The organism is Spirosoma knui (genome assembly GCF_054780635.1).
The window spans coordinates 130,727-144,558 of record NZ_BAAGVY010000004.1 but is presented as its reverse complement, the minus strand read 5'-3'; the positions used below and the strand labels follow the sequence as shown (position 1 = coordinate 144,558).

The 13,832-nt window shown below is 48.4% G+C and carries 11 protein-coding genes; 4 read left to right on the top strand and 7 right to left on the bottom strand.

The window, feature by feature from the left end:
- Window positions 1-60: 60 nt before the first annotated feature.
- From ACYVIY_RS11180 to ACYVIY_RS11165, 4 genes are all read right to left on the bottom strand, one after another.
- Window positions 61-1,758, bottom strand: a complete 1,698-nt coding sequence (locus tag ACYVIY_RS11180) for a right-handed parallel beta-helix repeat-containing protein (protein ID WP_460976428.1) — start codon at window positions 1,756-1,758, stop codon at window positions 61-63.
- Between the two features lie 366 nt (window positions 1,759-2,124).
- On the bottom strand, window positions 2,125-2,664 hold the full coding sequence (locus ACYVIY_RS11175) for an HD domain-containing protein (protein ID WP_460976427.1): 540 nt from the start codon (window positions 2,662-2,664) through the stop codon (window positions 2,125-2,127).
- 497 nt (window positions 2,665-3,161) lie between these two features.
- A complete protein-coding gene (locus ACYVIY_RS11170; protein ID WP_460976426.1) occupies window positions 3,162-3,791 on the bottom strand; it encodes a hypothetical protein in 630 nt (209 codons plus the stop codon).
- A gap of 215 nt (window positions 3,792-4,006) precedes the next feature.
- A complete protein-coding gene (locus tag ACYVIY_RS11165) occupies window positions 4,007-4,861 on the bottom strand; it encodes a hypothetical protein (RefSeq protein ID WP_460976425.1) in 855 nt (284 codons plus the stop codon).
- Between the two features lie 605 nt (window positions 4,862-5,466).
- On the opposite strand from ACYVIY_RS11165, the gene ACYVIY_RS11160 reads away from it, so the two are divergent.
- The 3 genes from ACYVIY_RS11160 to argC are packed head-to-tail and all read left to right on the top strand — an operon-like array spanning window position 5,467 to window position 8,899.
- A complete protein-coding gene (locus tag ACYVIY_RS11160) occupies window positions 5,467-6,678 on the top strand; it encodes an argininosuccinate synthase (protein ID WP_460976424.1) in 1,212 nt (403 codons plus the stop codon).
- Window positions 6,662-7,918: a glycosyltransferase family 4 protein gene (locus ACYVIY_RS11155; RefSeq protein WP_460976423.1), complete on the top strand. Its 1,257-nt coding sequence runs from the start codon at window positions 6,662-6,664 to the stop codon at window positions 7,916-7,918. Before ACYVIY_RS11160 ends, ACYVIY_RS11155 begins: the two co-directional genes overlap by 17 nt.
- Window positions 7,919-8,899, top strand: a complete 981-nt coding sequence (gene argC / locus ACYVIY_RS11150; protein WP_460976422.1) for an N-acetyl-gamma-glutamyl-phosphate reductase — start codon at window positions 7,919-7,921, stop codon at window positions 8,897-8,899.
- Between the two features lie 98 nt (window positions 8,900-8,997).
- Here the strand turns inward: argC and ACYVIY_RS11145 are convergent, their stop codons facing one another.
- Entirely contained in the window at window positions 8,998-10,281 is a 1,284-nt protein-coding gene (locus ACYVIY_RS11145) for an MFS transporter (protein WP_460976421.1), read from the bottom strand.
- A 192-nt stretch (window positions 10,282-10,473) separates the two neighbouring features.
- On the opposite strand from ACYVIY_RS11145, the gene ACYVIY_RS11140 reads away from it, so the two are divergent.
- Window positions 10,474-10,953, top strand: coding sequence for a hypothetical protein (locus ACYVIY_RS11140; protein WP_460976420.1), 480 nt, complete (start codon window positions 10,474-10,476; stop codon window positions 10,951-10,953).
- Between the two features lie 62 nt (window positions 10,954-11,015).
- Here ACYVIY_RS11140 and ACYVIY_RS11135 read toward each other — a convergent pair whose 3' ends face one another.
- Together ACYVIY_RS11135 and ACYVIY_RS11130 are read right to left on the bottom strand one after the other, a co-directional pair.
- The gene (locus ACYVIY_RS11135; RefSeq protein ID WP_460976419.1) at window positions 11,016-12,332 is read right to left on the bottom strand and encodes a DUF4249 domain-containing protein; all 1,317 of its coding nucleotides are present in this window, start codon (window positions 12,330-12,332) and stop codon (window positions 11,016-11,018) included.
- A 140-nt stretch (window positions 12,333-12,472) separates the two neighbouring features.
- The gene (locus tag ACYVIY_RS11130) at window positions 12,473-13,744 is read right to left on the bottom strand and encodes a replication-associated recombination protein A (protein ID WP_460976418.1); all 1,272 of its coding nucleotides are present in this window, start codon (window positions 13,742-13,744) and stop codon (window positions 12,473-12,475) included.
- Window positions 13,745-13,832: the final 88 nt, after the last annotated feature.

Here is a 13,832-nt window from a genome sequence, read left to right as displayed (position 1 = left end):
AGGGTGTAAAATTGTTTCCTGGTGAATGGGCGGCAGTCCGTCGGCTGCGTATGCATCACATTATTGGACCTTCACCGTTACTTTCTTAAACAGAAACGGATTATCGCTGATGCGCAGGGCCTTGCCGCTGGTGGTTGTCACATTCCGGAGTAACACTTCTTTGGTAATGACATAAGGAAACTTCTCCTGATAAGACTCGTCGGTCATCTGGGGATTGAAATTCGCGAAAATAGCGGGCCCCTGATAATTCTCTGGACGGTTGGAATCATCGATCCGAAGGTTCTCAATGATGATCCGTTCTGGCATATAGGCAACGTAGCCAAAATCATGCTGACCGGAATATGACCCACCAATCAGAGAAGCGGTGGTGGGTCTGCCACCCGCTGGCACAAATAAACAGTTGCGGATCACGAATTCACCCTGCCAGGTGCTGCCATAGTCCGAACGCAGATTGATCAGGTTATTGCCGCGGATGGTACTGTTCTCCACCGTTAAAGTCCCGCTGCCGATGGCGTTAATACCCATGTGGCCCAGCGTCGAGTTGCGGATGGTGGCATTGGCTACTCCCATGTGGGCATCGAACCGCGAAAAGACACAACCATCATACAGCATATTCTTACAATAGTTAGACCCCAGGATTCCCCAATACGTACGGTCATTGATGTCGTTGGTCTGGCTGCAGTTGATGAAGGAAACATTCAGGGCGCGGTTGGCGGAGATGTCGTATGAGCCCATGGAGACAGGTTTCTCGGCCGCACCAATGGTACTATAGGTTTTGTGGCCGGTCAGGATGGTGTTTTTGATGGTGACGTAGGAACAGTCCCCAATATAGAGGAAGCCGCCATAGGGTGCCCCGTGGTCTCCTTCGCCCGTTATGCGGTGTTCGAGCCCGTCGACAACCACATTGGAGCGTTTAATGGCGATGTTACGGCTATAGTACGTGTACTTGGATTCGGCCTGATTGGCGATCGTGGTAAATCGTCCGCCGGTGATCGTCAGGGGCTTTTCGTCAATGGGCAGCGCACTGATCGACGTGATCTGGTCGAAGTCCCAGATGATCGGCGCGTTCATATCCACCTTGCCGGTTTTATCCACCATAAAGATATCCGTCTGCGCGGTTCCGTTGTTCTGGTTGAGGCCAAACCGGATGTAGCGCTTCACGTTGGCATTGGTGACCGTGACCAGACAGGGGCCGGGTAAGGCCGCATCGATTTTCTTCTGATTCCGTTTCAGCGAAGCTATACCCGTTACCGCAAACGGTTGCAGACTGGAACTGACCAGGAAAACGGAGGCATTCCGGTTTAATACGTCGGTATCGTCAATGATAAAGGCCGCCGTTCCAAAATCGGTATTGGTCCGGATCACGGCGGTACGTTCCTTCCCACCGATGTAGTAGGTAACGTCCTGGTCTGCTTTTACCGGTAGCCCCTGCTGATTGGCGAAGGCGTGGGCTCCGGCGATGGCGTTCATGTCATCGGTCTTGCCGTCGCCCAAGGCACCAAAGTCACTGTACCGGACCCATCCACGTTTCTTAAAGGTTTGGGCATCCTTTGGGGAGACATTCACCTGTAGCTGTCCATGTTCAGTAACGCGTACCCCGGTTTTCTGATTCAGGGAGGTAATGACTACCGGATCGGTACCGCTTTCGGTCTGCCCCAGCGCCCTGCTTACCCCGGACAATACGCAGAACCACAAGAGTATGCCGGTTAGTAGGCCGTGTCGTTTTGATGAGGGTATACCGTCAGAAGACCTATGCATAGGGTCAGGTTTTGATAGGTGCGTAGGGAGTATGTATGGATATAAAGAAGAAGCTACCCGAATTCTATCCAACGCCTGACCGTTCTGCAGCAACGTAACGCACTGCTTCCGTCTCATAATCTTCCGATTGATCAGGAAAACAAAACCCTCTATTTAATTGAAATCCTTGATACTGAGAGTAGGCTTGGCCAAGAGTATGCTGAAAAGATGGTTGGACTATTTCAGCGGCTGCACGCAAAAGTAGACAAGCAAGCCTTTATTTCTATTTTTAAACCGGTTGTTAAGGTTCAACTGAAAACGTGCTGTGAACTTTGCACATAAGCCCGCCTGGCGCGAAACCCTTTTATGCAATGTAATTTTTGAATTTTAGCTTTTACCATAAGATTGTATCTGATCTTCTAAGCGTTTTTCTAAATAGTAGTTAGCGCCTTTCAACTGGATATGTATAGCAATTGCTTCCTTTTTGTAATTTTCAACTTTTGATGTATCCCAATGTTGTGGAGGAGTTTGAAGATTTGTAATTCTATCCGCAAGCTTTACTATCCATACTTCTTTGGGGAATTGTTTGATTCTATCTAAACTATCCTGCATTTTTTCTGATTTAGGTAGCATTTTATTTTTTGTCAATGCACTCACTCCATTTGCCACATTTAATCCGAATAGTTGTTCGAGCTCTTCAAACGTAGTATGTGTGTCTTCCAGCGAATCGTGTAATAAGGCTAATTGAATGGCAAAGCTTAAATCAAATTTTTCATCACTATGTTGATAGGCTATCAAAACCTCCATTGCTACGTTACTCAAATGAATTACATAGGGGAGGTTCGTTCCCGGAATAAGTTGATTTACTTCGGCATGTTTTAATCCTGCAAATTTGATTGTTTCTTGATAGATTTTTTGAATATTCATTTTGTGCGTTTTTGCATACGAGTTAACTCATTACTATGCGAAAATTTTTTTGTAATTTTATATTTATCCTATTTGCAGAGTACATAGAACTTTGGTCCTTATCTATAGTATCGTTTAATCGAAGAAAATGGTATTTTAAGATAAACCGAATAGGAGAGAGCAGGTCTAAGTTGAGTTCCGTGTCGAAGTGTTTGTTGATATAATGCCGTATTCCGATTACAGTCTCAAGCTACCCTACGTTTGAGTAGTGCGTCCGCTTAATTCTGTTTATTTCTTTTCGATAGATTCTCATTGACTAACCTGATTGGCATTACCATTAACGTTAACCGGCTTGCTGCTGTGCCGGGATTTTATATTTGTCTGCCATGCACTAAAGCCGAATGAAAACAAAATACAAAATATATTCTGTTGTTCAGCTGCGTTCGATCAGCTGAAGCTGATAAGCGGACAAAAAGCAGATGCTGCGTTACGTCTGCCGGCATAGCAGAAAACCGCTGTTAGCCGCCGTTAGCAACAGTGATTTGAAAATCCTTAAAGTCACTGGTTGTCTCAATACTTTTCAAAAGTTCTTCAACAGAAATGTCTTTGTTATTAGGATGCAGCTTGGATGTCAAAAAGAACACACCAACATTCACAATGTTTCTTGTTTGCTGAATATTGGTTTGTCCCTTTTGTTTCGAAATATTTGTGTCACTAATAATAACAACAATATTAAAAGTGAGTTCGTCAGAAAAAACAATTTCTCTACCACTAAAAGTCGCCGTAGTGCCTTTAATGTTATTTACCAGTTGGCTTTTGTCTTTGCAAAATTGAACGAAGCTATCTCTTCGCCGTCCCAAGTCCATCTTTATGTCCCACATTTGTTTTACAGAGCCATTAGTACGAAGAATGAGGACATCTGGACAAATCATCTTCTTTTTACCGTTAAGTAATACTTGTACTTCTGGCTCAATAAAGATGCCGTTTTTAGTGTCAATGTGATGTGAGATGTAAAAAGCCAAGGTGTCTTCTGCAAAACCCGAAATAGGTCGGTTCTTGCAACGTGTTACATTTTCAACACTGAAGGTTGTCAGACGTGAACTGCGGTATAGGTCAACAATTGCTTTTATGAAATCTTTGTCTGTCATTATATATGGAGGCTAACGTTAAAGCATTGGCGATGTGGCGGTATTCTGTGTTCCGTCTGCTGGCACCGCTGCTGATTAAAGATACAAAAGCTCATTGTTTATTCTGCTGCTTGGCGTTATTCGTCTGCCGAAACCGAAGCTGATTAGCGAACAAAAAGCTGAGAATATATTCGTTGTCCCGCCATATTGCCAATGCAATGTTAGCTGTTGTGCTATTATGCTACCCCAAGACTATTTTTCAATCTGGTTAAAAGTTCCTCAGATAACTGAACATCTCTTACAGAAACATATAAATCAGTCCCATGCACAAGGCTATTTCTAAGTGAAATTAATTCGATTAAATTATTTTTTAGGTCGTTGTCTATTTTTTGTTCATTGAACAATATATAAACTAGTTTTGTCTTTGCAACACGTTTTCTTTTTGCACTTTCGTAATCTGTAATATCTGAATACAACAATGTGGTTCCATACTTTTCAAGAATATAGTCTATTTGGTTGAAATTTTTAAGAAACTCTTCAAGGCTACCGCTTTCGTTTGCTTTGTCTTGGGTCGTGTTCTCTCTAAGCTTATTACTTGCTATTTCTATGCTTTTGGGGTTTAATATTCTTATTACGAAAGACACAATAATGAAAAGAGTTGTCAATATTGTTGCGACAGAAATATTTATCAAATAAGAAAGTAAAGTTCTAAAATCGTGAGTTTCTGCAGCGATAGTAAGGAAACAGAGGGCAATTGATACTATTGTTGTGATGCTGATTCCTATTATTGAGCCAAAGTATTCCGATTTCAATAATAAAATAACTTCCTCAAGTGTTTCGTCTTTGTCTGCTTTCCTATCTAATTCATTTCGTAAAAAAACGTATCCCGTTATTATAAGTCCAAAAATTGCAGCGATTACCTGAGAAGCTGATGAAAATAAATAGAGAATTTGATTTTCGTTAAGGGAGAATAATGGCTCTATCCAGTAAATAATGATATTAATAGTAGAAAGTATCAACCAAACCATTAGATTTTGGCCGGCGTTTTTTGTCACTACGAGCCTTTGAAACTGTCTTAATTTATCTATCATAAAGTTTGTTCTGGTCTGGAAGAATAACAGCTAACTCTTAAATATACGAAAGTTTTGTTGTACTTCTTGTATTTGTTTGTCCTATGTAAAGAATGTATAGGATTTTGACGGTTGAATATATTTAGGCTATTTTCTCTAAAAGAGAGCCTGTAGAAGAGTTACTTTTGTTTTACGTTTAGTGCGTCAAATGGACTTTTGATCTTTTCAAGCCTTTAATTGCTAACATGGGTATAACGTAGCGTAGTTTGATATGGTTGTGACTTAACAGCTCCTGAGTGACTTTGATATCTGTTCCCGCTTCGGGCAGATGCCGATTCGTCGGACCGATAGCGTAGCTATGCGGAAGACTATGCACCGTTATGTCCTATTTAATGTTCACTGCATTTTTGGCTCGGTGAAAGATTTGCTGTAAACTGCGTGTAAAGGCTCCCCACCGCGCATGATATGGGTTATTTGGTTGTAAAGTAGGTCGGTTCCGGCAAAAACAAAAACCGTCGGGCTATTTTACTATGGCTGTATCAAATCGGTTTTAGCAGGAATATCCGATATTTGCAGCGCCAAAACTATACTGATGGCGGGCGGTCTCGTCCGGCGTCCTACGTCTGATGTCTCAAAAAGTAGTTCTTGCCTTTAGCGGAGGTCTGGATACCTCCTTCTGCGTTAAATATTTGTCGGAAGACCGGGGAATGGAAGTTCACTCGGTGCTGGTCGACACAGGTGGCTTCTCGGATGCCGAACTGAAGGCAATCGAAGAACGGGCCTATTCGTTGGGCGTGAAGTCGCACGCAACGATCTCCAAAACGGACGATTATTATCAGCAATGCCTGAAATTTCTGGTGTTTGGTAACGTATTGAAGAACAATACGTACCCACTTTGCGTGAGCGCCGAACGGATTTTCCAGGCGATTGCTGCGGCTGAGTATGCTCGTGAAATTGGCGCGTCGGCGATTGCACACGGTAGCACCGGTGCTGGTAATGACCAGGTTCGTTTTGATATGGCGTTCCGGATCATTGCGCCAGAGGCCGAAATCATTACGCCCATCCGTGATCTTCGCCTGTCACGGGAAGCCGAGATTGAATACCTGAAGTCGAAAGGGGTTGAGCAGGAGTGGCACAAAGCGGCTTACTCGATCAACAAAGGTCTGTGGGGCACGTCGGTTGGTGGCAAAGAAACGCTGACCTCTGACCAGTTCCTACCCGAATCAGCCTGGCCAACGCAGGTCACGAAGTCGGAGCCCGAAACCATCACGCTAACGTTCCAGCACGGCGAAATTAAAGCTATCGCCGGGCCGACGTTCGGAGATGAGACATTCGCGAACCCGGTTGATGCCATCCGCAAGCTAACCGAAATCGCCGGACCTTTCGGTGTTGGTCGCGATATTCACGTGGGCGATACGATTATCGGTATCAAAGGTCGCGTAGGCTTCGAAGCACCCGCGCCGTTGATTCTGATCAAAGCGCACCATACGCTTGAAAAGCACGTCCTGACCAAGTGGCAGCTGTACTGGAAAGAGCAACTGGCTAACTGGTACGGTACCATGCTGCACGAAGGCCAGTTCATGGACCCGGTCATGCGCAATATCGAAATTTTCCTGGCCGATACGCAAAGCCACGTTACCGGTAAAGTGCACGTATTACTAGCTCCGCATCGGTTCCAGGTGTTGGGGATTGAATCTGACCATGACCTCATGGCGTCGGTGTTTGGTTCATACGGCGAAATGAACAACGCCTGGACTGGCGACGATGTACGCGGCTTCTCGAAAGTAGCGTCGAATCAGGTGATGATTTACGAGAAGATTCGTGAACGTAATTCTTGATGTTAATCCGTTAGGCATCGGGTTCTACCACCGGCAGGCGCAAACGGGGGTTAGCCGCGTGGTAGAACAATTGCTGACGGGCTTGCAGCAGCGTACTGGTGTTAATTTGTCGGTAGCAGCTCCTACGCACCTGGCCGAGAACATGCGCTATGTGCAGCATCGCCTAAGCGATGCTGCCCCAGCGTTCGTTAACCGCCCGATGGAGCAGCAGTGGGGGCGTATCGAAAATGCGTTGCTGGCTCCGTTTGCTGTAGGCAGCTTACCCTCGAAAGTAATTCGAGAAGCCTTCTACCGGACTAAAAAACTGCTACATACCGACGAAGCACAGTTTGATCCGACCCAGTGGGCGGCCAACAGTATCTATCACTCGCCGTTTTATCCGATTCCCGAAGCCGTACGCAAGAATAAATCGGTGCGGACGGTCCAGATGATTCACGATCTGATTCCGATCTTTCATCCAGAATGGTTTCCGTCGGGGGATAGCACGGTACGGGATGTGCTAGAAACACTGCCACCCGACGCCCATGTGATTACGGCATCGGAAGCTACCAAGCAGGACTTCTGTAACTACACCAAGGCTGATCCAAGTCGGGTAACACCTATCCATTTGGCAGCATCTCCAGCGCTGTTTCATCCGGTTACTGATGAAGCCCAAAAGCAGTTGATCCGGGCGAAGTATGGTCTAGGCGATGCACCTTATCTGTTGAGTCTGGCTACGTTCGAGCCGCGCAAAAATACCGATCACCTCATTCGCTGCTTTGTTCAGTTAGTACAAAGCGGAGAAATACCGGCCGATGTGAAGCTGGTGCTAGTGGGTACAAAAGGCTGGAAGTTCGACAAGATCATGGATGAGCTGTCCCGAAATCAGGAGTTACGGTCTCGTCTGGTCGTGACGGGTTTCGTGCCGAACGAAGAACTGGCTCCGTTGTATTCGGGGGCGCTGGGCTTCGTTTACCCATCCTTATACGAGGGCTTCGGTCTGCCGCCCTTAGAGGCTTTGCAATGCGGGATGCCGGTTATTACATCGACTATTCCAGCGATTGAAGAGGTCGTTGGCGATGCGGCTATCAAGGTGTCACCGACGGATGTCGACGCGCTTTGTCAGGCCATGCTGACGGTTGTGACCTCATCATCGACGCGAAATAGCCTGTCGGTAAAGGCTGTAGAGCGAGCTTCTTTGTTCTCATGGGACAAATTCATTACCGAACACGTTGCGTTATATAAACGAATACTTTCCTGAATGAAACTGAACATTGGCATCATCGGCGGAGCGGGCTACACAGGTGGCGAACTGCTGCGCATCCTGATTAATCACCCCTTTGTCGACATCGCGTTTGTGCACAGCAATAGCCAGGCAGGGAAACCCGTCTGGGCTACGCATACCGATTTGTTGGGTGATACCGACCTGACTTTTTCGGGCGAAGAACCTGCTACGTTGCTGGCTAAAGAAGGGCTGGATGCAGTTTTCCTCTGTTCTGGTCACGGTGCCTCAGCGACGTTTATGGCTGAACATCAGGTGTCGGACGACGTAACGATCATTGATCTAAGCGCCGACTTCCGCGACGAGCACGATGATTTCGTCTATGGTCTGCCTGAGTTACAGCGGGAGCGTATTCAGGAAGCTACCCGGATTGCGAACCCAGGTTGTTTCGCGACAAGTATTCAGCTGGCTTTATTGCCGTTGGCTAAAGCGGGTAAACTAACCGATGCCATTCAAATCAGTGCGATTACAGGAAGTACCGGCGCGGGGCAGGCCCTTGTGCCAACAACGGGTTTTACGTGGCGAAACAACAACGTATCGATCTACAAAGCGTTTACCCATCAGCACCTTGCCGAAATCCGCCAGAGCTTAACTACGCTTGACCCTGATTTCAATCAGGCCATTAACTTCGTTCCCTACCGGGGCGACTTCACGCGTGGTATCATGGCAAACGTGTACACTCCCTTCGACGGTACGCGCGAAGAAGCCAAAGAGCTCTACCGGGCGTACTACGAAGGTCATCCCTTCACGCACCTGAGCGACGCGCCGATCGATGTGAAGCAGGTTGTGAATACAAACAAATGTTTGCTGCATCTGGAACTGCACGATGGTCAACTGCTGATCACGAGCGTGATCGATAACCTGACAAAAGGCGCATCGGGCCACGCTGTGCAAAATATGAACCTGGTGTTTGGCTTGCCAGAGGATAGTGGGTTACGCCTGAAACCCGTAGCGTTTTAACGCTCATAAGCAATGATTTGCTGCCGCATAGCTCCACCGTGGCAGCAAATCATTGCTTGTTGATCAGATAACCCCTGGCGGCCCATAACTCGCCTTATTTAAGGAACGGTTACACTTTTTGCCGCGGGGGTATAGTCCGAAACAGGCTTTTTGAGGGCAATTAGGGTCAAAACTGCCGAAAGTAGCAACGAACCCGCCATGAATAGATAAGAAGCGCCGAAGCCACCCGTTGTGCCGTTTAAATAACCGACCAGATAGGAGCCCAGAAACGCTCCTAAAGCGCCAAAGCTGTTAATCAACGCCATGGCTCCACCCGCTACGTTGCTGGGAAGTACTTCGGGAATGATGGCAAAAAACGGTCCGTAGGGCGCGTACATTGCTCCTCCCGCAATAATCAACAGGCCGAACGACAACCAGAAATAGTCAGTTCCTAAAGCGTAAGACCCGTAGAAGGCCACCGCACCGATCACCAGGAACGGCCAGACGAACGCTTTGCGGTGCTGAATCTTATCGGAATAATAGGACGCACTCAACATACCAATAATCGCCAGAACATACGGAACCGCCGATAACCAGCCTGTTTTAACGATGGTCATGTTCGGAGCTGCGTTCAGAATGGAGGGAAGCCACATCACAAAGCCATACACGCCGATGCTCCAGAACGCGTATTGCAGGCAAAGGAGGATGACAACGCGGGATCGGAAGGCTTCGCTGTAATTTTTGACTGGTTTAATCCCTTGCTGTTCCCGCTCCAGTTCGTCGGCTAAGGCTTGCTTCTCAGTAGCGGTTAACCAATCTGCATCCTGCGGTTTATCTTCTACCAGTTTCCACCAGAAATAAGCCCAGATGATGGCCGGGATGCCTTCCAGAATAAACATCCAGCGCCAGCCTACGGCCTGGATCAGATACCCCGAAAGTACTGACATCCATAAGATCGTGGCTGGGTTGCCCAGGATCAGGAACGTATTGGCCTGCGACCGTTCGGTTTTGGTAAACCACCGGCTCAGAAACAAAAGCATAGCGGGCATAACCGCACTTTCAACGACGCCCAGCATGAAGCGAATAGCGATTAGAATCGTTACGTTACTGATAAGGCCCGTTGCCGTGGCAAGTCCGCCCCAGAGAATCAATGACCAGAAGATCAGCCGTTTTGCGCTTTGCTTTTGCGCGTAAATAGCGCCTGGCACCTGAAAAAAGAAGTATCCCAAGAAGAATAACGAACTCAACAGGGAAGACATGGCGGGAGTAATGTGCAGATCATTAGCCATGCCGCTAGCGGCTCCAAAGCCAAAATTTGCCCGGTCCAGATAAGCTAAACTATACGTAATGAAAACGACTGGCAGTAGCCGGTACCAGCGTTTTTTCGCCAACGAACGATTCATAAGAGTATACTCCGTAATGTTGTCAGATTCTGTTTCCAGCTATAAGTCGGTTTAGGCCTGTAGGCTACTGTTTACAGGCACGAAACACATTAGTACGTTGCATGGATCACCGGACGGATTAACCCCGAATCGTGCAACTTTAGCGAGTAAAGTCAGTTAGTTGATCGTAGTGTATACAGACTTGGCGAAGCAATGGATGACATGTTAATTGCGGAATGGCGCGAATTAGGCTTCTATTACGACTTTGACGAACGATTAGCCGTTAATCAATGGCGCTTCTACGGTAGTCGGCAAGGACTTCAGCAACTGGCTAAACTACTACTGGACTATGCTAACAATCCGGCCAAAAACCAGCTCACCGAAGATGCGCATTACGGGCCTTACAGTTATTTAAAGCTAACCACCCTGACGCAACCAGTCATTACACGCAATTATCTGGGTGGTGCGCTGGCCGATTTTGCTCGCTTAAGTCAGCTGATCAGCCATAAAGTAAGCCAACACGCGCTAGGTGACGTGTTTTCCATTGATCAGGAATGGGGCGTTGGCAATACGGCTACGGCCAAATGCTTCATCATGGTCGATACATTTGATCCAGCCTCCCTCGACGAACTGATCCGGTTAGATCGGCGGGCGGCCGTTAACGCCCAATGGCAAAGCCGACAGAAAAACTAACGTGACATTCTTAGCTCCTCTCTCTCACCGGGAGAGGGGCTGGGGGTGAGGGGAATACCTGCTTAATCCCGCCACCCTTCCGGTTTGAAAGGAGTCTGGTTGTCGCTTTGTAGACAAGGAACCAGCGGGGGGCGGTCGTTAAATGGCCACAACCTGACTTTGGGTCTATCCCGCTCGCCCAGATACGGTGGAGGAGGCTCAGGGGTAGGCCGACGCCTGTTCAAGACGTAGAACAGATCATCGCCTTCGCTTAGATGAGGGCCCGATGGGTCAGTCGCGCCGAACGCTAAGCCCCCGGTATCGGTTCGGTCGAGCCAGTAATGGACCAACGAACTGGCCGAAGCGGAGAAATAGCCCACTACCCCGATCTCCGGATTATCAACCTGCCGTATGTTGCCGATCAGTACGCTGGCTGGCGTGTCGGCTAAGCCGCCCGTTTTCTGCGTTTGATCCTGGAAAAGTTTATAATACCGATACGCGTCGGGCGTTAGCGAGAGCTGGCGAATGTCAACCAGAGCTGGTTGGGCGTCGTAAAAGGGAACCTGCGCTACCCGCTGCTGGACAATCGGGCTGCCATTGAGGTACTTATCATCCAGCACCGTAATGTCGTAGCCGTAGAAAATGTGCCAGCAGGGCGTCTGGCATTGGTAATCATACAGGAAAAACTCCCTAGGAACTTCCGGCGCTTCTTCACCGGCTTTACCCGCCGGAGGACTGAAGCAGTCATCCAGGCGTTCGGTGCCCGTCACAAAGTAATCCCGGCCTCTGTACATATTTGGCAGCACTTTATAGTAGGAATAGACGCCCTGCAAACAGGTTTTACACCAAAACTGTCGTTCCCAAAGTTTCCACTCCCAGCGGTAGTAGTTGTGCTGGTCGGCGGGGTCCTGCGAATCAACGAAGATGTCGTGCGCGGCTGTATATCCATCAAGCTGTTGCGCCGACAGGCTCTTTGGATTAAACTTGACCGTTACCTTCGCTATTGGCGATACAGGCTGCATTACCTGCTGGGTCGATACGTATCGGGTGCCGTCGGGGAGGGTAAAACGGAGCTGATAGGTATGTCCAACCTTCCCTCTGAAATCGCTGGGGAGCTGATACGTACCGTCGATGGTTTCATGGCAACTGACGACCGTAGCCGAATCAACCACAACCTCTACGGTTGCTTTACTGAGCGGGGTGGTGCTGAACTGACCCGTGAGCCTATCGGCCTCTGAACGATTCAGTTTAATAAGCTGGGGTTCTGCCTGATCAGTAATCAGGCCGTCAACGACCAGAATATCATTGGTGCCCTGCGTCGTAAGGTCAATCTGATCAATGCAGGCGAGGGGAAAGACAAGGGCCAGCAGGTAGATCAGCAGGTTTAATGAAGGGCGCATACCGAACGTTTAGTATCGACAAGGGATTGATGACCAGTGTGCTTGTATGCTGCTAATAACGCGGCAAGGCGTGCAGTCTACTTGCCAGTTCATAAATAACTCATCTTCGTGATTAAATACGGTTACTCATGTCGGTAAAATTAGTATCCGTACCAATCACCCCACCACTTTTGCAGGCTACGTCGAATTTCGGCTTCGCGCGCGTTATGGCCCGGTTCATACAATTTTTGCCCTTTCAATTCATCCGGTAGAAAGTTCTGTTGGGCGAAATTGCCTTCGTGACTGTGAGCGTACTGGTAGTTTTTGCCGTACCCAATCTGTTTCATCAGTTTCGTCGGGGCGTTACGTAGGTGCAGCGGTACGGGTAAATGCGCTGTTTTCTCCGCTAAGGCAATAGCCTCGTCAACAGCAACATAACTCGCGTTACTCTTCGGCGAGGTCGCCAGGTAAACGGCTACCTGCGATAGAATAATCCGGCCTTCAGGCATGCCAATAGCCTTAATGGCCTGTACGGCTTCGGAAGCCATAATCATGGCGGTTGGATTGGCGTTGCCAATATCCTCCGACGCAAGAATGAGCATCCGACGGGCGATAAAAACCGGATCTTCACCCGCAATGATCATGCGTGCCATCCAGTACAAAGCTGCGTTCGGGTCGGAGCCACGTAACGATTTAATGAACGCCGAGATGATATCGTAATGCTGCTCGCCCGACTTGTCGTAACGGGCGATGTTCTGCTGAGCGACCGTAATCACCAGTTCATCGGTAATCGTCAGCGGATCGGCTGATACGTGCGCCGAGGCTACTAACTCCAACAGATTCAGTAATTTGCGGCCGTCACCACCCGACAGGCGCAGCAGCGTATCGTAGGAGTCAACGGTAATGGTTTTCGACCGAAGAAAAGCGTCCTGGGCAATGGCTCGGTCAATGAGTTGAACCAACTCGTCACGGTCGAGGCTCTCCAGAATATATACCTGACAGCGCGACAAAAGGGCGCTGTTCACTTCAAACGATGGATTTTCGGTGGTAGCTCCGATCAGCGTAATCTGCCCCTTCTCAACGGCACCGAGCAGGGCGTCCTGCTGACTTTTATTGAACCGGTGAATCTCGTCGATAAATACGACGGGCGGAAACATACCGCTGGGCCGACTCAGAACATCCCGAATCTCTTTGACGCCCGAATTGATAGCGCTGAGCGCAATAAAGGGACGCTTAACAGCTTCGGCTAACAACAGGGCCAGGGTCGTTTTTCCAACGCCTGGCGGCCCCCACAGAATCATGGATGGCAGGCGACCGGCATCGACAGCCCGGCGCAGCGCCCCACCCGGACCAATTAATTTGCGTTGTCCAATAACCTCGTCGAGCGTGCGTGGGCGAACCCGCTCGGGCAGTGGCGTTGAGTCTGTATTCATCAGGCGAAGTTACCGGAACGACGAGTTGTTCGCAACCCGCTTTGGTAACGTAGCTGATTCACAAAATAAAAACCCGGTAGCCTTCAAG

What these genes read in the sequence shown, in the direction of transcription:
- ACYVIY_RS11160 (WP_460976424.1), top strand. Translation starts at nt 5,467, where the DNA reads ATGTCTCAAAAAGTAGTTCTTGCCTTTAGCGGAGGTCTGGATACCTCC.
- ACYVIY_RS11175 (WP_460976427.1), bottom strand. Translation starts at nt 2,664, where the DNA reads ATGAATATTCAAAAAATCTATCAAGAAACAATCAAATTTGCAGGATTA.
- ACYVIY_RS11180 (WP_460976428.1), bottom strand. Translation starts at nt 1,758, where the DNA reads ATGCATAGGTCTTCTGACGGTATACCCTCATCAAAACGACACGGCCTA.
- ACYVIY_RS11145 (WP_460976421.1), bottom strand. Translation starts at nt 10,281, where the DNA reads ATGAATCGTTCGTTGGCGAAAAAACGCTGGTACCGGCTACTGCCAGTC.
- ACYVIY_RS11165 (WP_460976425.1), bottom strand. Translation starts at nt 4,861, where the DNA reads ATGATAGATAAATTAAGACAGTTTCAAAGGCTCGTAGTGACAAAAAAC.
- argC (WP_460976422.1), top strand. Translation starts at nt 7,919, where the DNA reads ATGAAACTGAACATTGGCATCATCGGCGGAGCGGGCTACACAGGTGGC.
- ACYVIY_RS11135 (WP_460976419.1), bottom strand. Translation starts at nt 12,332, where the DNA reads ATGCGCCCTTCATTAAACCTGCTGATCTACCTGCTGGCCCTTGTCTTT.
- ACYVIY_RS11130 (WP_460976418.1), bottom strand. Translation starts at nt 13,744, where the DNA reads ATGAATACAGACTCAACGCCACTGCCCGAGCGGGTTCGCCCACGCACG.
- ACYVIY_RS11140 (WP_460976420.1), top strand. Translation starts at nt 10,474, where the DNA reads ATGGATGACATGTTAATTGCGGAATGGCGCGAATTAGGCTTCTATTAC.
- ACYVIY_RS11170 (WP_460976426.1), bottom strand. Translation starts at nt 3,791, where the DNA reads ATGACAGACAAAGATTTCATAAAAGCAATTGTTGACCTATACCGCAGT.